At 72.2% G+C, this 13,820-nt stretch carries 7 protein-coding genes and 2 pseudogenes; 3 read left to right on the forward strand and 6 right to left on the reverse strand.

The features are described from left to right. Nucleotides 1-33: 33 nt before the first annotated feature. The gene (locus L2X99_RS08485) at nt 34-1,455 is read left to right on the forward strand and encodes a zinc-dependent metalloprotease (protein WP_236124062.1); all 1,422 of its coding nucleotides are present in this window, start codon (nt 34-36) and stop codon (nt 1,453-1,455) included. Between the two features lie 900 nt (nt 1,456-2,355). Here L2X99_RS08485 and L2X99_RS08490 read toward each other — a convergent pair. Further along, nucleotides 2,356-4,076: pseudogene (locus L2X99_RS08490) on the reverse strand (ATP-dependent helicase). Beyond that, complete coding sequence (gene nudC / locus L2X99_RS08495) at nt 4,073-5,170, reverse strand: NAD(+) diphosphatase (protein WP_329608155.1); 1,098 nt, start codon at nt 5,168-5,170, stop codon at nt 4,073-4,075. Before nudC ends, L2X99_RS08490 begins: the two are co-directional and overlap by 4 nt. Between nudC and L2X99_RS08500 the strand changes: the two genes are divergently transcribed. Beyond that, nucleotides 5,169-6,533 carry a phosphotransferase gene (locus L2X99_RS08500; protein WP_236135856.1) on the forward strand — a complete coding sequence of 455 codons (1,365 nt, stop codon included), beginning with the start codon at nt 5,169-5,171 and terminating at the stop codon, nt 6,531-6,533. The genes nudC and L2X99_RS08500 overlap by 2 nt on opposite strands. Here the strand turns inward: L2X99_RS08500 and L2X99_RS08505 are convergent. From L2X99_RS08505 to L2X99_RS18255, 4 genes and pseudogenes are all read right to left on the reverse strand, one after another. Continuing rightward, complete coding sequence (locus tag L2X99_RS08505) at nt 6,479-10,063, reverse strand: ATP-dependent DNA helicase (protein WP_236135857.1); 3,585 nt, start codon at nt 10,061-10,063, stop codon at nt 6,479-6,481. The two genes, L2X99_RS08500 and L2X99_RS08505, sit on opposite strands and share 55 nt — an antisense overlap. Before the next feature lie 115 nt (nt 10,064-10,178). Then, nucleotides 10,179-10,568, reverse strand: coding sequence for a PD-(D/E)XK nuclease family protein (locus L2X99_RS08510; RefSeq protein WP_236126872.1), 390 nt, complete (start codon nt 10,566-10,568; stop codon nt 10,179-10,181). A 238-nt stretch (nt 10,569-10,806) separates the two neighbouring features. Beyond that, nucleotides 10,807-12,219, reverse strand: a pseudogene (locus tag L2X99_RS08515) (PD-(D/E)XK nuclease family protein); the annotation flags it as partial. Nucleotides 12,220-12,238: 19 nt separating this feature from the next. Further along, nucleotides 12,239-13,474, reverse strand: coding sequence for a UvrD-helicase domain-containing protein (locus L2X99_RS18255; protein ID WP_329608156.1), 1,236 nt, complete (start codon nt 13,472-13,474; stop codon nt 12,239-12,241). 120 nt (nt 13,475-13,594) lie between these two features. On the opposite strand from L2X99_RS18255, the gene L2X99_RS08525 reads away from it, so the two are divergent. Then, on the forward strand, nt 13,595-13,819 hold the full coding sequence (locus L2X99_RS08525; protein ID WP_116240863.1) for a DUF3107 domain-containing protein: 225 nt from the start codon (nt 13,595-13,597) through the stop codon (nt 13,817-13,819). The last annotated feature ends 1 nt before the right edge of the window (nt 13,820 follow it).

Genomic DNA, 13,820 nt, shown 5'->3' on the forward strand with positions numbered 1-13,820 from the left:
GGTCACAGGCTTTCCGCGTGCTGAGAGGGCGACATGAGCGACGACCGACCCGACCCGTCCGACTTCGAGGAGTTCCTGCGCCGGATGATGTCCGGCGAGGGCATCGACCCGGATGCGCTGCGCGATGCCATGGGCAGCATGAACGGCTTCGAGGTCGACCCGGCACAGATGCAGGCGTTCTTCGCACAGATGCAGGGTGCCTTCAGCGGCGACCCGTGGGAGAGCACCCAGCGCCAGGCGCTGCACATCGCGAACCAGGACGGGCAGGGCATCACCGACGGATCGCGCAGCTCGCTGGCGGATGCCTTCGGTCTGGCGAATCTGTGGCTGAGCGAGGCCACCACGCTCTCCGAGCTGTCCGCATCGCCGCGCGCGATGACCCGCGGCGAGTGGGTCGAGCAGACGCTTCCGGTGTGGAAGGAGATCGCAGGCCCGGTGTCGACGAGCATCGCCGATGCCCTGACGCAGGCGCTGGGCACCCAGGCTCCGGAGGAGATGCGCGGCATGGTGCAGGGGGCGGGACAGCTGATGCGGGGGCTGGGCGCCTCGGTGTTCGCCGTGCAGTTCGGCCGGGTGCTCGGAGAGCTGTCCCTCGAAGTGGTCTCGGGCGGCGACGTCGGCATCCCGGTGCTGCCCGCGGGGACCGCGGCCGTGATCCCGCAGAACATCGCCGCGTTCGGTGAAGGGCTCGAGATACCCGAGGATCAGATCGCGCTCTATCTCGCCGTGCGCGAGCTCGCCTACGCGCGGCTGTACCGGCACGCGAAGTGGCTGCACCTGCACCTGATGTCGCAGATCACCGAGTTCGCGCGTGGCGTCGAGGTCGATGTGGATGCGCTGCAGGACGTCGCGGAACGTCTCGACCCGTCCGATCCCGAGGAGCTGCGGGCGGCCATCGAGGGCGGCGCGCTTCTGCCGGCGCAGTCGGAGGCGCAGCGCGAGGCTCTCACGCGGCTCGAGAACCTGGTCGCGACGATCGACGGCTGGGTGGATGTCGTGACGACCGAGGCGATCTCGCGGCTGCCCGACGGCGCGCGTCTGGCCGAGGCCGCTCGCCGCCGCCGCGCCGTCGGCGGTCCGGCCGAGGACGCGCTCGGCGCTCTGGTCGGGCTGAAGCTGCGTCCGCGCCGGCTGCGCGAGGCGTCCGCGATGTGGCGCGCCGTGACGGATGCTGTCGGCGTGCGCGCCCGCGATGCGCTGTGGGACTACCCCGACCTCATGCCGCAGGCCTCGGACATCGACGACCCCGCCGCGCTGATCACCAGGCTCCAGGCGGGCGAGCGCGGCGAGGCGCCGGCTGCCGACGAGTTCGACGAGGCGCTGGCGCGGCTGCTCGACGGCGACGACTTCGGCGGTTCCCCCTCCGAGGACGAGTCCCCCGACGAGGACGACGCCCCCGACGAGGGCGAGTCCCCCGACGAGGACGACGCCCCCGACGGCCCCCGCCCGGTGTAGCCCCTCACCTGCGCTGAAGGCGTTTCGTCTCGTCGCTGCGCTCCTCGCTCAACGACCGGGAGGCTGAACGTTCAGCCCGCTGATTCCCGCTCCCCTACCTCCCCCTCCCTCCACAGCGCGGCCGCTCCAAGGAGTTCTCCACAGACCAGCCGAACACCAACAACCGCGTCGGCGACCCACGCCATGATCGACCCATGAGCCCGCTCAGTCCGACGACGATCACACGACTGGATCCTCGATACCCGCTGCTCTGGCGCGATGAGTCCGTCATCCAGTTCGGCATCGAAGCCGTCGTCCATGTCGACGCCACCGCCCCCTGGGTCGAACCCCTGCTCGCGTGCCTCGCCTCCGGCATCCGGCTCTCGACCTTCGACTTCGTCGCGCACCGCGTCGGCGCCCCGCGCCAGCAGGCGCGCGATCTGCTGACGCTGCTCCGCCCGGTGCTGTGCGACGACCCGCCACCGGCGCCGGCGTTCTGGATCGAGGGAGTGAACCTCGCCGACGACCGCGCTCTCCCGCGCATGGCGGGCTGCCTGCTCGAGGAGGGACTGGAGCGCGGCAGCCGTGACGATCCGGCAGATGTCGGGGTGATCGTCGTCGAGGGCGCCGCATCCGCCCTGCAGTTCGCCGGATACCTGCGCGACGACGTGGCGCACCTGCCCGTGGCGTTCGAGGCCGCCGCCATGACGATCGGACCGCTGGTGCGTCCGGGAGAGACGCCGTGTCTGGCCTGCCGCGACGAGCACGAGACCCGACGTGATCCGGTCTGGCCGAGGCTGCACGCTCAGCTGATCGGCCGCCGCACCGGAGCGCTCGCTTCGGCACGCCTCGCTCGAGCTGCCGCGCTGACGGCTCGCATCCTGCGCACGCCGTTGGCGGAGGCGGGAATGGTCGCCCGGGTCAGCCCCGACGGACGGACCGCATGGCACTCGGTGAGATTTCACGGAGGATGCCAGTGCCGCGAGCTGTCGTCCCGATCTCTGCGAGGAAGCGGGACGGAGCCCGCCCCCTCGTCCCGCGCTCCGCGCCCACGACAGCGAGAGCGTACGCGCGGCCCGCGTGAGTCCGACGTACGCGAGCCGCCGCTCCTCGTCGACCTGCTCGAAGGTCGTGGCGTACGAGATGGGCAGCGACCCCTCGTTCCATCCGGCCAAGTGCACGTGCGGCCATTCCAGCCCCTTCGCCGCGTGCAGGGTCGACAGTGTCACTGTGCGCAGCTCCGGCTCGTGCTGGTCCTTCGCCCGCGCGCTCAGCGCCTCGGCGAAACTGCGCAGCGTGGTGTCCGCCGACGCCTCCTCCGCGAGACGCAGGATCGCCCGCCGCGCCTCCCAGGCGTCGCGCTGCGCACCGCCCGCCTGCGGCGGCTCCTCGGACAGGCCGAGGTTGCGCAGCACGTCGCGCACCGTCGGCAGGAAGCCCGCTGCGGTCGGGGCGACCGCTGCGGCGCGCAGCGCCAGCACCGCCTGCCGCACCTCGGGCATGTCGAAGAATCTCGTGCCGCCGAGCACCGTGGTCGGGATGCCCTGCGCGGCGAGCGCCTGCTGCAGTGGAGCGGACTGCGCGTGGGCCCGGTACAGCACGGCGATGTCTGAGGGTGAAGCTCCTGCCTGGATGCGGGCGGCGATGGCCGCCGCCACCCCTTCGGCCTCCTCGGTCTCGGTGTCGAAGGCCGTGACCGTCGGAGCATCCGCGATGAAGGACTCCCGTGCCGGCACGAGCGCCAGTGCGCCGGGCCGTCCGTGCATGAGCGCGTTGGCCACGGCGAGGATCGGCGCCTGGGAGCGGTAGTTGGTCTCCAGCCGCACGACGGTGGCGTCCGGATGGCGGCGTCCGAACTCGAGCAGGTACCGCTGCTGCGCCCCGGCGAAGGAGTAGATCGTCTGGCTCGCGTCGCCGACCACGCAGATGTCGCGCCGCTCCCCCAGCCACAGTTCGAGCAGGCGGTCCTGCAGCGGGGAGACGTCCTGGTACTCGTCGACGGTGAAGTGCCGGTACTGCTCGTGCACGGCTGCGGCGACGCGGGGCTCGGCCTCGAGCATGCCCGCGCACGCCAGCAGCACGTCCTCGAAGTCGAGCTGCCGGCGCTCGTCCTTGATGCGCTCGTAGGCGTGCATCATGGCGGCGAGTCTGTCGGCGTCGACGCCGGCGACCGCGCGACCGAGTTCCGCGTACCGGTCGATCGAGATCATCGACACCTTGCGCCACTCGATCTCGGCGGCGATGTCGCGCAGCGTGGCCGTGCTGGGCCGGATCCGCAGCTCGTCGGCGGCCTGCCCGAGCATCCGCACCTTGTTCTTCACGATCGAGGGTGCCTGATCGCCGGCGAGGGTCGGCCAGAAGAAGTTGAGCTGGGCGAGCGCCGCGGCGTGGAAGGTGCGCGCGGCGACCCCCTCGACACCGAGTGCGCGCAGACGACCGCGCAGTTCGCCGGCGGCCTTCGCGGTGAAGGTGACCGCCATCACCCGCGACGGCGAATACGCCCCGACGTCGACGCCGTGTGCGATGCGGTGCGTGATCACACGGGTCTTGCCGGTGCCGGCTCCCGCGAGCACCGCCACCGGCCCGCGCAGCACGGATGCCGCTTCCCGCTGCCTTTCGTCCAGAGCGTCGAGTGCGCTCACTTCGGCACTTCGTCCCGCTGCGCCCACTCGGCACGGCGCTCGCTTCGCCCGCTCGGCACGGCGTTCGCGCTCTCCTCGTACCAGTCGATGATCAGGGCACGGGCGATGGAGGACGGCCCCGGCAGTCCGACCGGCCCCTCGCCCTTCAGCGCCGCGCCGATCTCGGCACGGGTCAGCCAGCGAACGTCGATGATCTCCTCGCCGTCGGCGACGGCCTGCTCGTCGATGGCGGTGGCGCGGAAGCCGAGCATGAGCGAGCGCGGGTAGGGCCATGGCTGGGAGGACACGTAGCGCACGGACTCCAGCCGCACCCCGGCCTCCTCGAGGATCTCGCGGTGCACGGTGGTCTCGAGCGACTCGCCGGCCTCGAGGAACCCGGCGAAGCAGGAGTGCATGCGTCCCTGCCAGTTCGCGTTCGCGCCGAGCAGCAGTCGCTCGCCGTCCGCGCTCTCGATCGCCACGATCACTGCCGGGTCGGTGCGCGGGAAGTGCTCGCGCCCGCAGGACGGGCAGTGCCGCGACCAGCCGGCCTGGCGCAGCTCGGTCTCGGATCCGCACGCCGGGCAGAACCGGAAGCCGGTCAGCCAGTCGGCCAGGGCGACGGCCTCGATGAGCAGTTCGGCCTCCGCGGCCGGGAGCACTCCGCCGGCGTCGCGCACGGCCGACCACGCCCCCTCGTCGACGGACGCCGAGTCCGCGGGCACGGCGTCGATGGCGACCGTGTCGGCGGGCGCATCCTCGACGACGGCGAGCAGCACGGGCGCTCCGCCCGCATCACGTCCGAGCAGGGCCCACTCCCGCGCCCCGATCACGTCGGCGGGCGCCACTCGCAGCAGCGCACCACCCGACACCCGGGCGCGCCGGTCGTGCACGACGATCACACGTGTCGCCTCGTCGGCCCGCAGGCCGTCGATGATCCCGGGTGCATCGCGCAGGTCGCCTGCGCGGTCGAGAGGGCTCGGCTCGACGATCATGTGCTCCTTCTTCTCCACGGGATCTCCACGGCGGCGGGGCCCCGCCGGCCCGACGGCCTGTGCCGGATCGGGCGTGGCGTGGGCGTCACGCCCGGGATGCCGACCTACCCTGGAGGGCATGGCACGCTCTCCTTTCACTCTAGTGGCGGCGGTGACAGCCGCACTGCCCGGGGCGGAGGTCACCGGCGCCCGCCCTCTCACCGCCGGCGGGGACGGCCGCTTCGACTCGGCCGTGGCCACGCTGGCCGACGGCCGCGAGCTCACGATCCGTGTCGCGGACGACGAGGACGGCGCACGCGAGCTCGCGTCTGAGGCGATCGCGCTGCGCGCTCTGACCGCCGGTGCCCGCGAGATGCTGCCCTTCCTGGCACCCGAGTACATCGGCGAGACGCGCATCGGCGACGGCCGGGCGCTCGTGACCGGACTGCTGCCCGGCTTTCAGATCGAGGCCTCGCAGGTGCCCGCCGGCCGCCGAGCGGCCTGGTCGATCGGCGAGGCGATCGCCGCGACGCACGCTCTGCCGGCCTCCGTCGTGCGCGGCGGCGGCCTGACCGCCCGCGACGCGGCGGAGGTGCGTGAGGAGATCCGCCGCCTGATCGAGCGTGCCACCGCCACGGGACGCGTCCCGGCCAGGCTCAGTTCACGCTGGCGCCAGGCCGTGGACGACGACGATCTGTGGCTCTTCGAGGCAACTGTGACGCTCGGCGGGGTGCAGGCCGACTCGTTCCTGTTCGATGACGACCCCGACCTCGGCCCGAAGGTGGTGGGACTGGTCGGCTGGCACGGCCTCTCGCTCGGCGACCCGGCCGTGGATCTCGCCTGGCTGTCCGGTGCGAAGGAAGCCGCCGAGGACGTGCACGGCGCCTACACCCGCGCTTCGGCCCACGCTGTGGACTCCGCGATGCGCATCCGTGCCCGGCTCCTCGCAGAGCTCGAGTTCGCCCGGTGGCTCGTGCACGGTGAAGCGCTGCGACGCAGCGACATCGTCGACGACGCGGCCGCCCTGCTGGAGTCGCTCGCCGAGGGCGTGCACGACGATCTGCGCGTGTCGGCCGGAGCGACGGACGTGGACTCCGCGCTCGACGCGGCCGGACGACTGCCGCAGGCTCCGCCGCTGGGCGTGGACACCTCGATGCAGACCGACGCGTACCGCCCCGAAGACCTCTGGCAGACCGAGGAGGACGCCGCGGACGCGGCGCAGCCGACGGACCAGGGGCAGGCGCCTGTGCGGGACGAGACCGCATCGGCCGCCGTGGAGAGCACCGAGCAGGAGACCCAGGACCTCGGCGACCTCGAGGAACGCGCGGAGGCCGCCGGGATCACCGGCGTGCGCGGATCCTCCGGCGACCACGGCACGGCTGAGGGCCCGAGCGGCACGGTCCACCCGCTGTCCGCCGACGACGAGGGGCTCGACTCCGCCGAAGAGGCTCAGCGCGCAGCGCGAGCGGCACTCCAGCGCTGGACCAGTTCGAACTCGGAGTAGACCCGGTCTCCGCGGATGACGAGGTCGTCCGCCACGTAGTAGAGCGCGACGTCGATCTCATCCAGGGGCACACCGAACCGACGGTGGTACGCCAGACGGTACAGGGCCAGCTGCAGCATCCGGTCTTCGCGCTCCGCCTCGGTGCGCGGCGCCTTGCCGGTCTTCCAGTCCACGATCTCGACGCGCCCGCCTCGATCCGCGCGCCGGTACACGGCGTCGAGCTTGCAGATCATGATGTGACCGTCCGGCTGGGTCGCTGAGCCCGTCGAAGCGTCGCCCGTCCCTTCGACAGGCTCAGGGCCCGAGGAACCAGGCTCAGGGCCCGAGGAACCAGGCTCAGGGCCCGAGGAACCAGGCTCAGGGCCCCGGGACCCAGGCTGCGGCGGACCGCCGAGCGCGAAGTCGATCTCGATCTCGACGGCGATCGGCTTCAGGGCGCCCCACTCGCTGTGCTCGAAGATCTCCTGCAGGCGACCGAGGTCGGCGGCATCCGCCTCGGAGACGGCCTGCGCATCCGGTGCGTCATCGTCGATCTCCCAGAGCCCGCCGTCGATGCGGGGACCCGCGCCGACGAGCTCGGAACGCCGCTCGACCCAGGCGTGGAACAGGGTGCCGAGCCGGGTCTGCCGGTACGGCCGTTCGGGCATCGGACGGACGATGCCGCCGAGCGTGCTCTGGAAGTCGGTGACGTAGTCCTTGAATCGCGACGCCGGCACACGGGTCGGCACGACGGCGTCGGTGCCGCGCTGTCGCGCCTCGCGCTCGGCCAGCAGCCGCACCAGCTCGGGCGCGGCATCCGGCAGTGGCGTGGATTGCGCGCGACGCACGTCGTCCGCCGCCCGCATGACGCGCTCGCGCCTGGCGCCGAGCGGATCGAGCGGCCAGCTCGCCGTCATGCCGGGTCCGTCGTACGGGTTCTCATCCGGATCGACCGGCTCGATGCCGTCGAGGTTCAGCACGTCGAGGGCCTCGAGCAGGTACGGGCTCGGCTTGCGCGGGCTCTTCTGACCGGCCCAGTGCGCGCCGGACAGCAGCAGGTCGCTGCGGGCGCGGGTCACGGCGACATAGGCGAGGCGGCGCTCCTCCTGCTTCTGATACTCGGAGTACGCCTTCTTGAACCGCGTGAGCGCGCCGCCCTGCGGGTTGGCCTTCGTCACTCCTCCCGAGAGCGAGGCCTGCGCTGCCTTCTGCCGCTTCACGGGGTCATCTCCGGCGGCATCCATCGCCGACTGCGGGTCCCACTCGAATCGGGGCAGCGCAGCGGCGTCACCGCGCAGCGGGAACGGCACCGCGCCGAACCCGAACCATCCCGAGGTGTCGGTCGCGCGAGAGGGCAGCTCCTCCTCGACCAGGCGCACCACAGCGACGGCGTCCCACTCCAGGCCCTTCGAGCCGTGGATCGTGAGCAGCTGCACGACTCCGGGCTCGGGCGGCTCGGGGCGCGGCATCAGCTCGTCGGTGATCTCCGCCTTGTCGAGCCACGCCAGCAGGCTGCCGATGGTGCCGCGCTCGTCGGCGGCGAGGAACGCGCGCACCTCGTCGGCGAACGCGCGCAGCTGGGTGGTCGCGACGCGCGCGGGCCCTCTGGTCTCGTTGACGGCGAGTTCGATGTCGAGGCGCAGCTCGAACTCGATCAGGCGGATCAGCTCGGGCAGCGGCTGCGCGACCGCACGGCGCAGCCTCTCCAGCATCTCTCCCGCGGCGCGGATGCGCGCGCGTCCGTCGGGAGTGATCCCCTCGAGCAGGCGGTAGTCGTCGCGCATGCCGCGCACCACGTCCACCGCGTCGACGATCGAGACGGCCTCGTCCGCACCGTGCGACGAGCGCAGTCGCGCCTTGACCTCGTCGGGCAGCGGCGTCAGCGCGCTGTCGCGCTTCGCGATCTCGGATGCCAGGTCGTAGAGTCCGGCCATGTCGGCGACGCCGACGCCGAACCGTGGTCCGGTCAGCAGGCGGATGAGCGCCGAGCCGGCTGTGGGGTCGTGGATGACTCGCAGGGTGGAGACGACGTCGACCACCTCGGGGGTGGCCAGCAGTCCGCCGAGGCCGAGGATGCGGTGCGGGATGCCGGCCGCGGCGAGTTCACCGGCGAACGTCTGCATGTGCCGTTTGGAGCGGAACAGGATCGCGCCGGTGTGCGGGCTGCTGCCCCGGTGGGCCGCCCGACGCCCGGCGAACCACTCGGCGACCTCGCGGGCCTCATCGTCCACGGTGAAGGGGAAACGGGCCTCGACGGTTCCGGAGCCCGCGCCGGGTCGCGGCTCGAGCGGCGGCACGTCGAGGCCGGGTCGCTGCAGCGGCTCGAGCACCCGGTTCGCGACGTCGAGGATGCCGGCGTCGTTGCGCCAGCTGGTCATCAGGCTGTAGCTCTGCGCGGACTGCTCCGCCGCGAACGAGCCCGCGAAGGCGTAGAGGTTGTCGGCGCTGGCGCCACGCCACCCGTAGATCGACTGGTGCGGATCGCCCACCGCCATCACCGCGGAGTCGCGGAACAGCTCGGCGAGGAACCGGGTCTGGATGACAGAGGTGTCCTGGTACTCATCGAGCAGCACGACACGATGCTGCTCCCGCAGCTCGGTGCGCACCTCGGGGGCGGACTCGACGATGTCGAAGGCACCGGAGACCTGGTCGGCGAAGTCGAGCACCCCCCGACGCTCCTTCTCGGAGATGTAGTCGCGCACCAGTTCGGCGAGCACGGGCAGCGCCTCGAGGTTCTCGGCGGCCTTGTCGACATCCTTGTTGCCGCGGAACGGCGCGAACGCGGCGGCCTGATCGGTCGCGATGCGAACCGCGCGCTCGAGGTCGACCCGATGGTCGAGGGCGTCTCCCGCGAATCGCTGGACGGCGTCCACGACCCCGCTGAGCGACCTGTCGATCAGCTCCAGCCCGGGCAGATCGGAGCGCAGCACGACATCCCGGGCCAGAATCCAGGATGCTGCCTGGCTGAGCATGGCGACATCGGGATCGCGCCCGATGCGGGCGGCGTGCTCGCGGACGATGCCGTCGGCGAAGGCGTTGTAGGTCGAGACCCGGGGACGGATCATCAGGTCCTCGGCGGAGGGCGGAGCCGCGGCATCCGTGCCGTAGGCCTGCGCGAGCTCGTCGAGGACGTGGGAGCGGACGAGATCGCGCTGCCGGCCCGGAGCGGCCTCGTGCACCCGGCGCAGCGCACCGGAGGCGACGATCTCGGGGACGTGCGGCAGCAGCCCGCGGCGGCCGTACTCATCGATCATCGCGAGCCGCGCGGCGATGCGCTCGGAGAGCTCGCCGGCGGCCTTCCGGGTGAAGGTGAGCCCGAGGATCTCGTCGCGGCGGACATGCCCGTTCGCGACCAGCCAGACCACTCGTCCCGACATGGTCTCGGTCTTTCCGCTGCCCGCGCCGGCGACGACGAGCGCCGGCGTCGGTGGCGCCTCGATCACGCGCTGCTGAGCCGGCGTCGGTGACGGCAGGCCCAGGGCGGCGGCGACGTCGAGCGCAGAGATCTGCCACTGGGTCGCTGAGCCCGTCGAAGCGGTCCAGTCGCTCATGCGCTCACGTCTTTCCGGTCGACCTGAGAACGCCTCGTCTCTGCGTTTCGTCTCCGCTCCTGCGTCGCTCCGCTCAACGACCACCTCCGTCGCTCGCTCAACGTCCGGCGGGGCGTCATGCGCTCACCGCCGGGACGGTGTGGATGCGGCAGGGCTGCACGCGCCACTGCGTGTCGGCGCAGTGCGCCTCGACCTGCGCAGTGAAGCTGCTGGCCGACATGCCGCGGGCCGCCTCGGCGACCCGGCGCAGGAACTCGTCGCGCGCCTGGCCGTCGAGGGTGTGCTGGTGCGCCACACGGTAGTCGCTGTTCGACAGCGTCTTCGCGACGAGCACCAGGCGCGCACCCGCGAGGGATCCCGGGTCGGCGCCCTCGATGAGTCCCTGCTGCACCGCGAGCTGATACGCCGAGAGCTGTCCGTGTTCGATGACCTTCTCGTCGCTCTCGGGCTCGTACTTGCCGGTCTTCAGGTCGACCACGACGACGCACTCCTCTTCGGCGGTCATCGTCTGCCACCCTCGTCCGCGCGCAGCCGGGTGCTCCCCGCGCCCACGGGGTACGCCTCGACGCGGTCGATGTATCCGTGGATGATCGCCTGATGCGCGGTGTCGTCGCCGACCGGGTGCACCGACGGTGGAGGCGTCTCGTCTCTGCGTTTCGACTCGCCTGCGGCTCGCTCAACGACCGTCGCTCGCTCGACGACGGGGGCTCCTCGGGCACATCCACCGCGAACCGGAACTCGACCTCACTCGCGAGCACCCGGCCGCCGTCGCGCGCGACCTCGGCGAGGTACGAGTGGACCCGGTCGACGTACAGCTCGGCCCGGCGGCGCTCCTTACGACCGATCCACTCGGTCTCGAAGTCGAGTTCGGGCCAGCGCGCGGCGACGACCTCCCGCATCCGCTCCAGGTCTCCGTCGGGCGATGTCTCCATCGCCGCGTGCACGATCGTGCCGATGCCTGCCGATGGCGGCATCACGGTGTCTCCGCCCAGCGCCGAGACCGCCCAGTTCAGACCGCACTCCTCGAAGGACTCCATCCGCGACGGCGACACGCGCGCGGCCTCGACCGAGAGGTCGTGCAACGGTGCCTCGGTCGACGACGGCGTGACGCCGTACCAGTCCGAGGGCTCGGCCCCGGGCACCCCCTCGCCGGCGAGCACGGCCAGCTGGCCGGCCGCCTCCTGCCGCGCCGCGGGAGCGGTGCTCGTCGTCAGCGTGCGGCGGTGCCGCGCGACGAGGCCGCGCAGGGTGAGCGGATGCTCCGCCGACGGGTGCCGCTCCGGCGGCTCGGGCTGCGGCAGGAAGCCGAAGAACGGGCTGGGCGTCGCGTCGTCGTCGTCGACCGCCGTGATCAGCAGCCTGGTGCGGGCCCGCGAGATCGCGCGCACGAACAGCCGCAGCTCATCGTGCAGCGCGCTGCGGCGACGGTCGAGCACACCGGGGACCACAGCGGGCTCACCCGCGCGAGCGGCGATGATCGCGTCGGCGAGGCGCCAGGTCTGCAGCATCCCGCCGCGCAGGCGTACGTTCGGCCAGACGCCGTCCTGCACGCCGGCGATCACGACGGCGTCGAATTCGGCGCCGAGCGCCGTCGCCGGGGTCAGCAGCGTCACACGACCCGGGCGCTCCGGCGACGACAGCGTGTCCTCGGGCACCTCGCTGCCGAGGATGTCCTCCACGAACTTCGCCGGCTTCTCGTTCGGCGTGCGCTCGACGAACCGCTTCGCCGCATCGAACAGGGCGACGAGCGCGTCCAGGGCGCGGGCGGTCTCGCCGCCGGTGGCCTGCATCGCGTTCTCGCGCCAGGCGTACTGCAGCTTGCGTCCGTCGACGGAGCGGGCTCCGTCCCAGGCGCGCCAGAGCAGGTCGTGTATGGTCTCGCCGGCAGCGGCGGCCGTGGTCATCTCGGCGAGCGTGTCCGCGAACCGCGCTGCGGCCCTGGCCTCGGCAGCATCGATCAGGGTGAGGTGCGCGGGCGTGGTCATCGCCTGTCGCAGGAGCTCGCGCGCGGGGGTGTTGCCGTCCTGCTCCAGTTCGAGGTGCCGCAGCCGGGCACGCAGCCGGCGCAGCCCGATCGCGTCCATCCCTCCGAACGGCGAGCGCAGCGCCTCTTCGAGCTCCTGTGCGGTGCGCTCGTCCACCGGGGTGAGCGCCATCCGCACGATGCCGACGATGTCACGCACGACGGACTCGTCGCCGAGCGGTCGCTGCACACCGGCGGCGCGCGTCGGGATCTCGCGCGCAGCGAGCTCGGTCTCGAGCTGCGCGACCTGCCGGGTGTCGTGCGCGATCACCGCCATCCGGTCCCAGCGGATGCCATCGGACAGGTGCCAATCGCGCATGACGCCGGCGATGCGGTCGACCTCTTCGTACGGCGAGGGGGCGATGAACGTCGTCACTGCGGCATCGTCGTCCGGGGCGGGAACAGGGGCGCGACGGTGATCGACCCGGCCTGCGGCGCCGATCGCCTGCGTCACGACGCGAGTGAGCGCCGTGAGCGACGGTGCCTGGCGGTGCGGGCCGTCGAGCACGCGCACGTCGCCGAGATCGGCGGCGAGCTGGGCGAACAGCTCGGGGCTCGCACCGCGGAAAGCGCCGGAGGAGATGTCGGGGTCGCCGAAGGCCAGCACCGCGATGCCGCGCGCACGCAGTGCGCGCACCATCGCCACGCCGCCGCGGGTGAGCTCCTGTGCGTCGTCGATCAGCACGACGCGCAGCGCGGCGAGCGGACCGAGGGTCGCGGCATCCGGCGGAATGCAGGATGCCGGTGGCCTCGGCGAGCAGGTCTGCGGCGTCGCGGTGAGCCGAGCGCAGCTGCGCCAGCACACGGTGGTAGTCGTCGAGGAACTCGCCCGCCGCCGCCCAGACCTCATCGCCGGCGGCAGGCAGTTCACCGGGCTGCACGCCCAGCTCGGTGCACTCCGCGAGGAACGCCCGCAGCTCGGAGCGGAAGCCCTTCGAGGACCGCACCGACGGCCCGAGCGCATCGGGCCAGGGCACCGTTCCGTCTTCGAGGTCGCCGGCCAGCAGCTCGGCGATGATGCGGTCCTGGTCGGCACCGGTGAGCAGCGCCGGCGGATCGTCCCCGGCACGCACCATCGCGCCGCGCACGAGCTGGAACGCGAAGGAGCCGACCGAGCGCGCCAGCGGACCGGGCGTCGCCTGACCGATGCGCACGCCGATTCGATCGCGCAGGCCTGTCGCGGCCTGCCGGCTGGGGGTGAGTGCGAGCACCTGCTCCGGTGCCAGCCCGCCGTCCAGCAGATGCACGACGCGCTCGATGAGCGCGGTCGTCTTGCCGGTGCCGGGCGCCCCGACGATGACACCGGATGCGTCGGCGTCCGCCGTCACGACGGCACGCTGCGCAGCATCCTCTGTCATGCCTTCGACACTATCTGCGGGCGACGACATCGTCGGGCGACGTCGGATGCCGTGCGTGTGCGCCCTCGGCGAAACCGGGCCGCGCGCCGGGACGTCCGCCGAGCCGTCACGATAGAGTTGCCAGCATCCGAGCAAGTCAGAGGAGCACGCGTGGAAATCCGCATCGGCATCGTCAACACCGGCCGTGAGCTGACCTTCGAGACCAGCACCGCAGCCGACGAGGTGCGCAGCACCATCTCGGCCGCGCTCGAGCAGGGCACGACCCACTTCACTCTCACCGACGTGAAGGGCAACGACTACATCGTGCCGACCGCGAACCTCGCCTACATCGAGCTGGGCACCGAGGAGTCCCGCCGCGTCGGCTTCGTCGCCTGAC

The organism is Microbacterium sp. KUDC0406 (genome assembly GCF_021582875.1).
GTDB lineage: Bacteria > Actinomycetota > Actinomycetes > Actinomycetales > Microbacteriaceae > Microbacterium.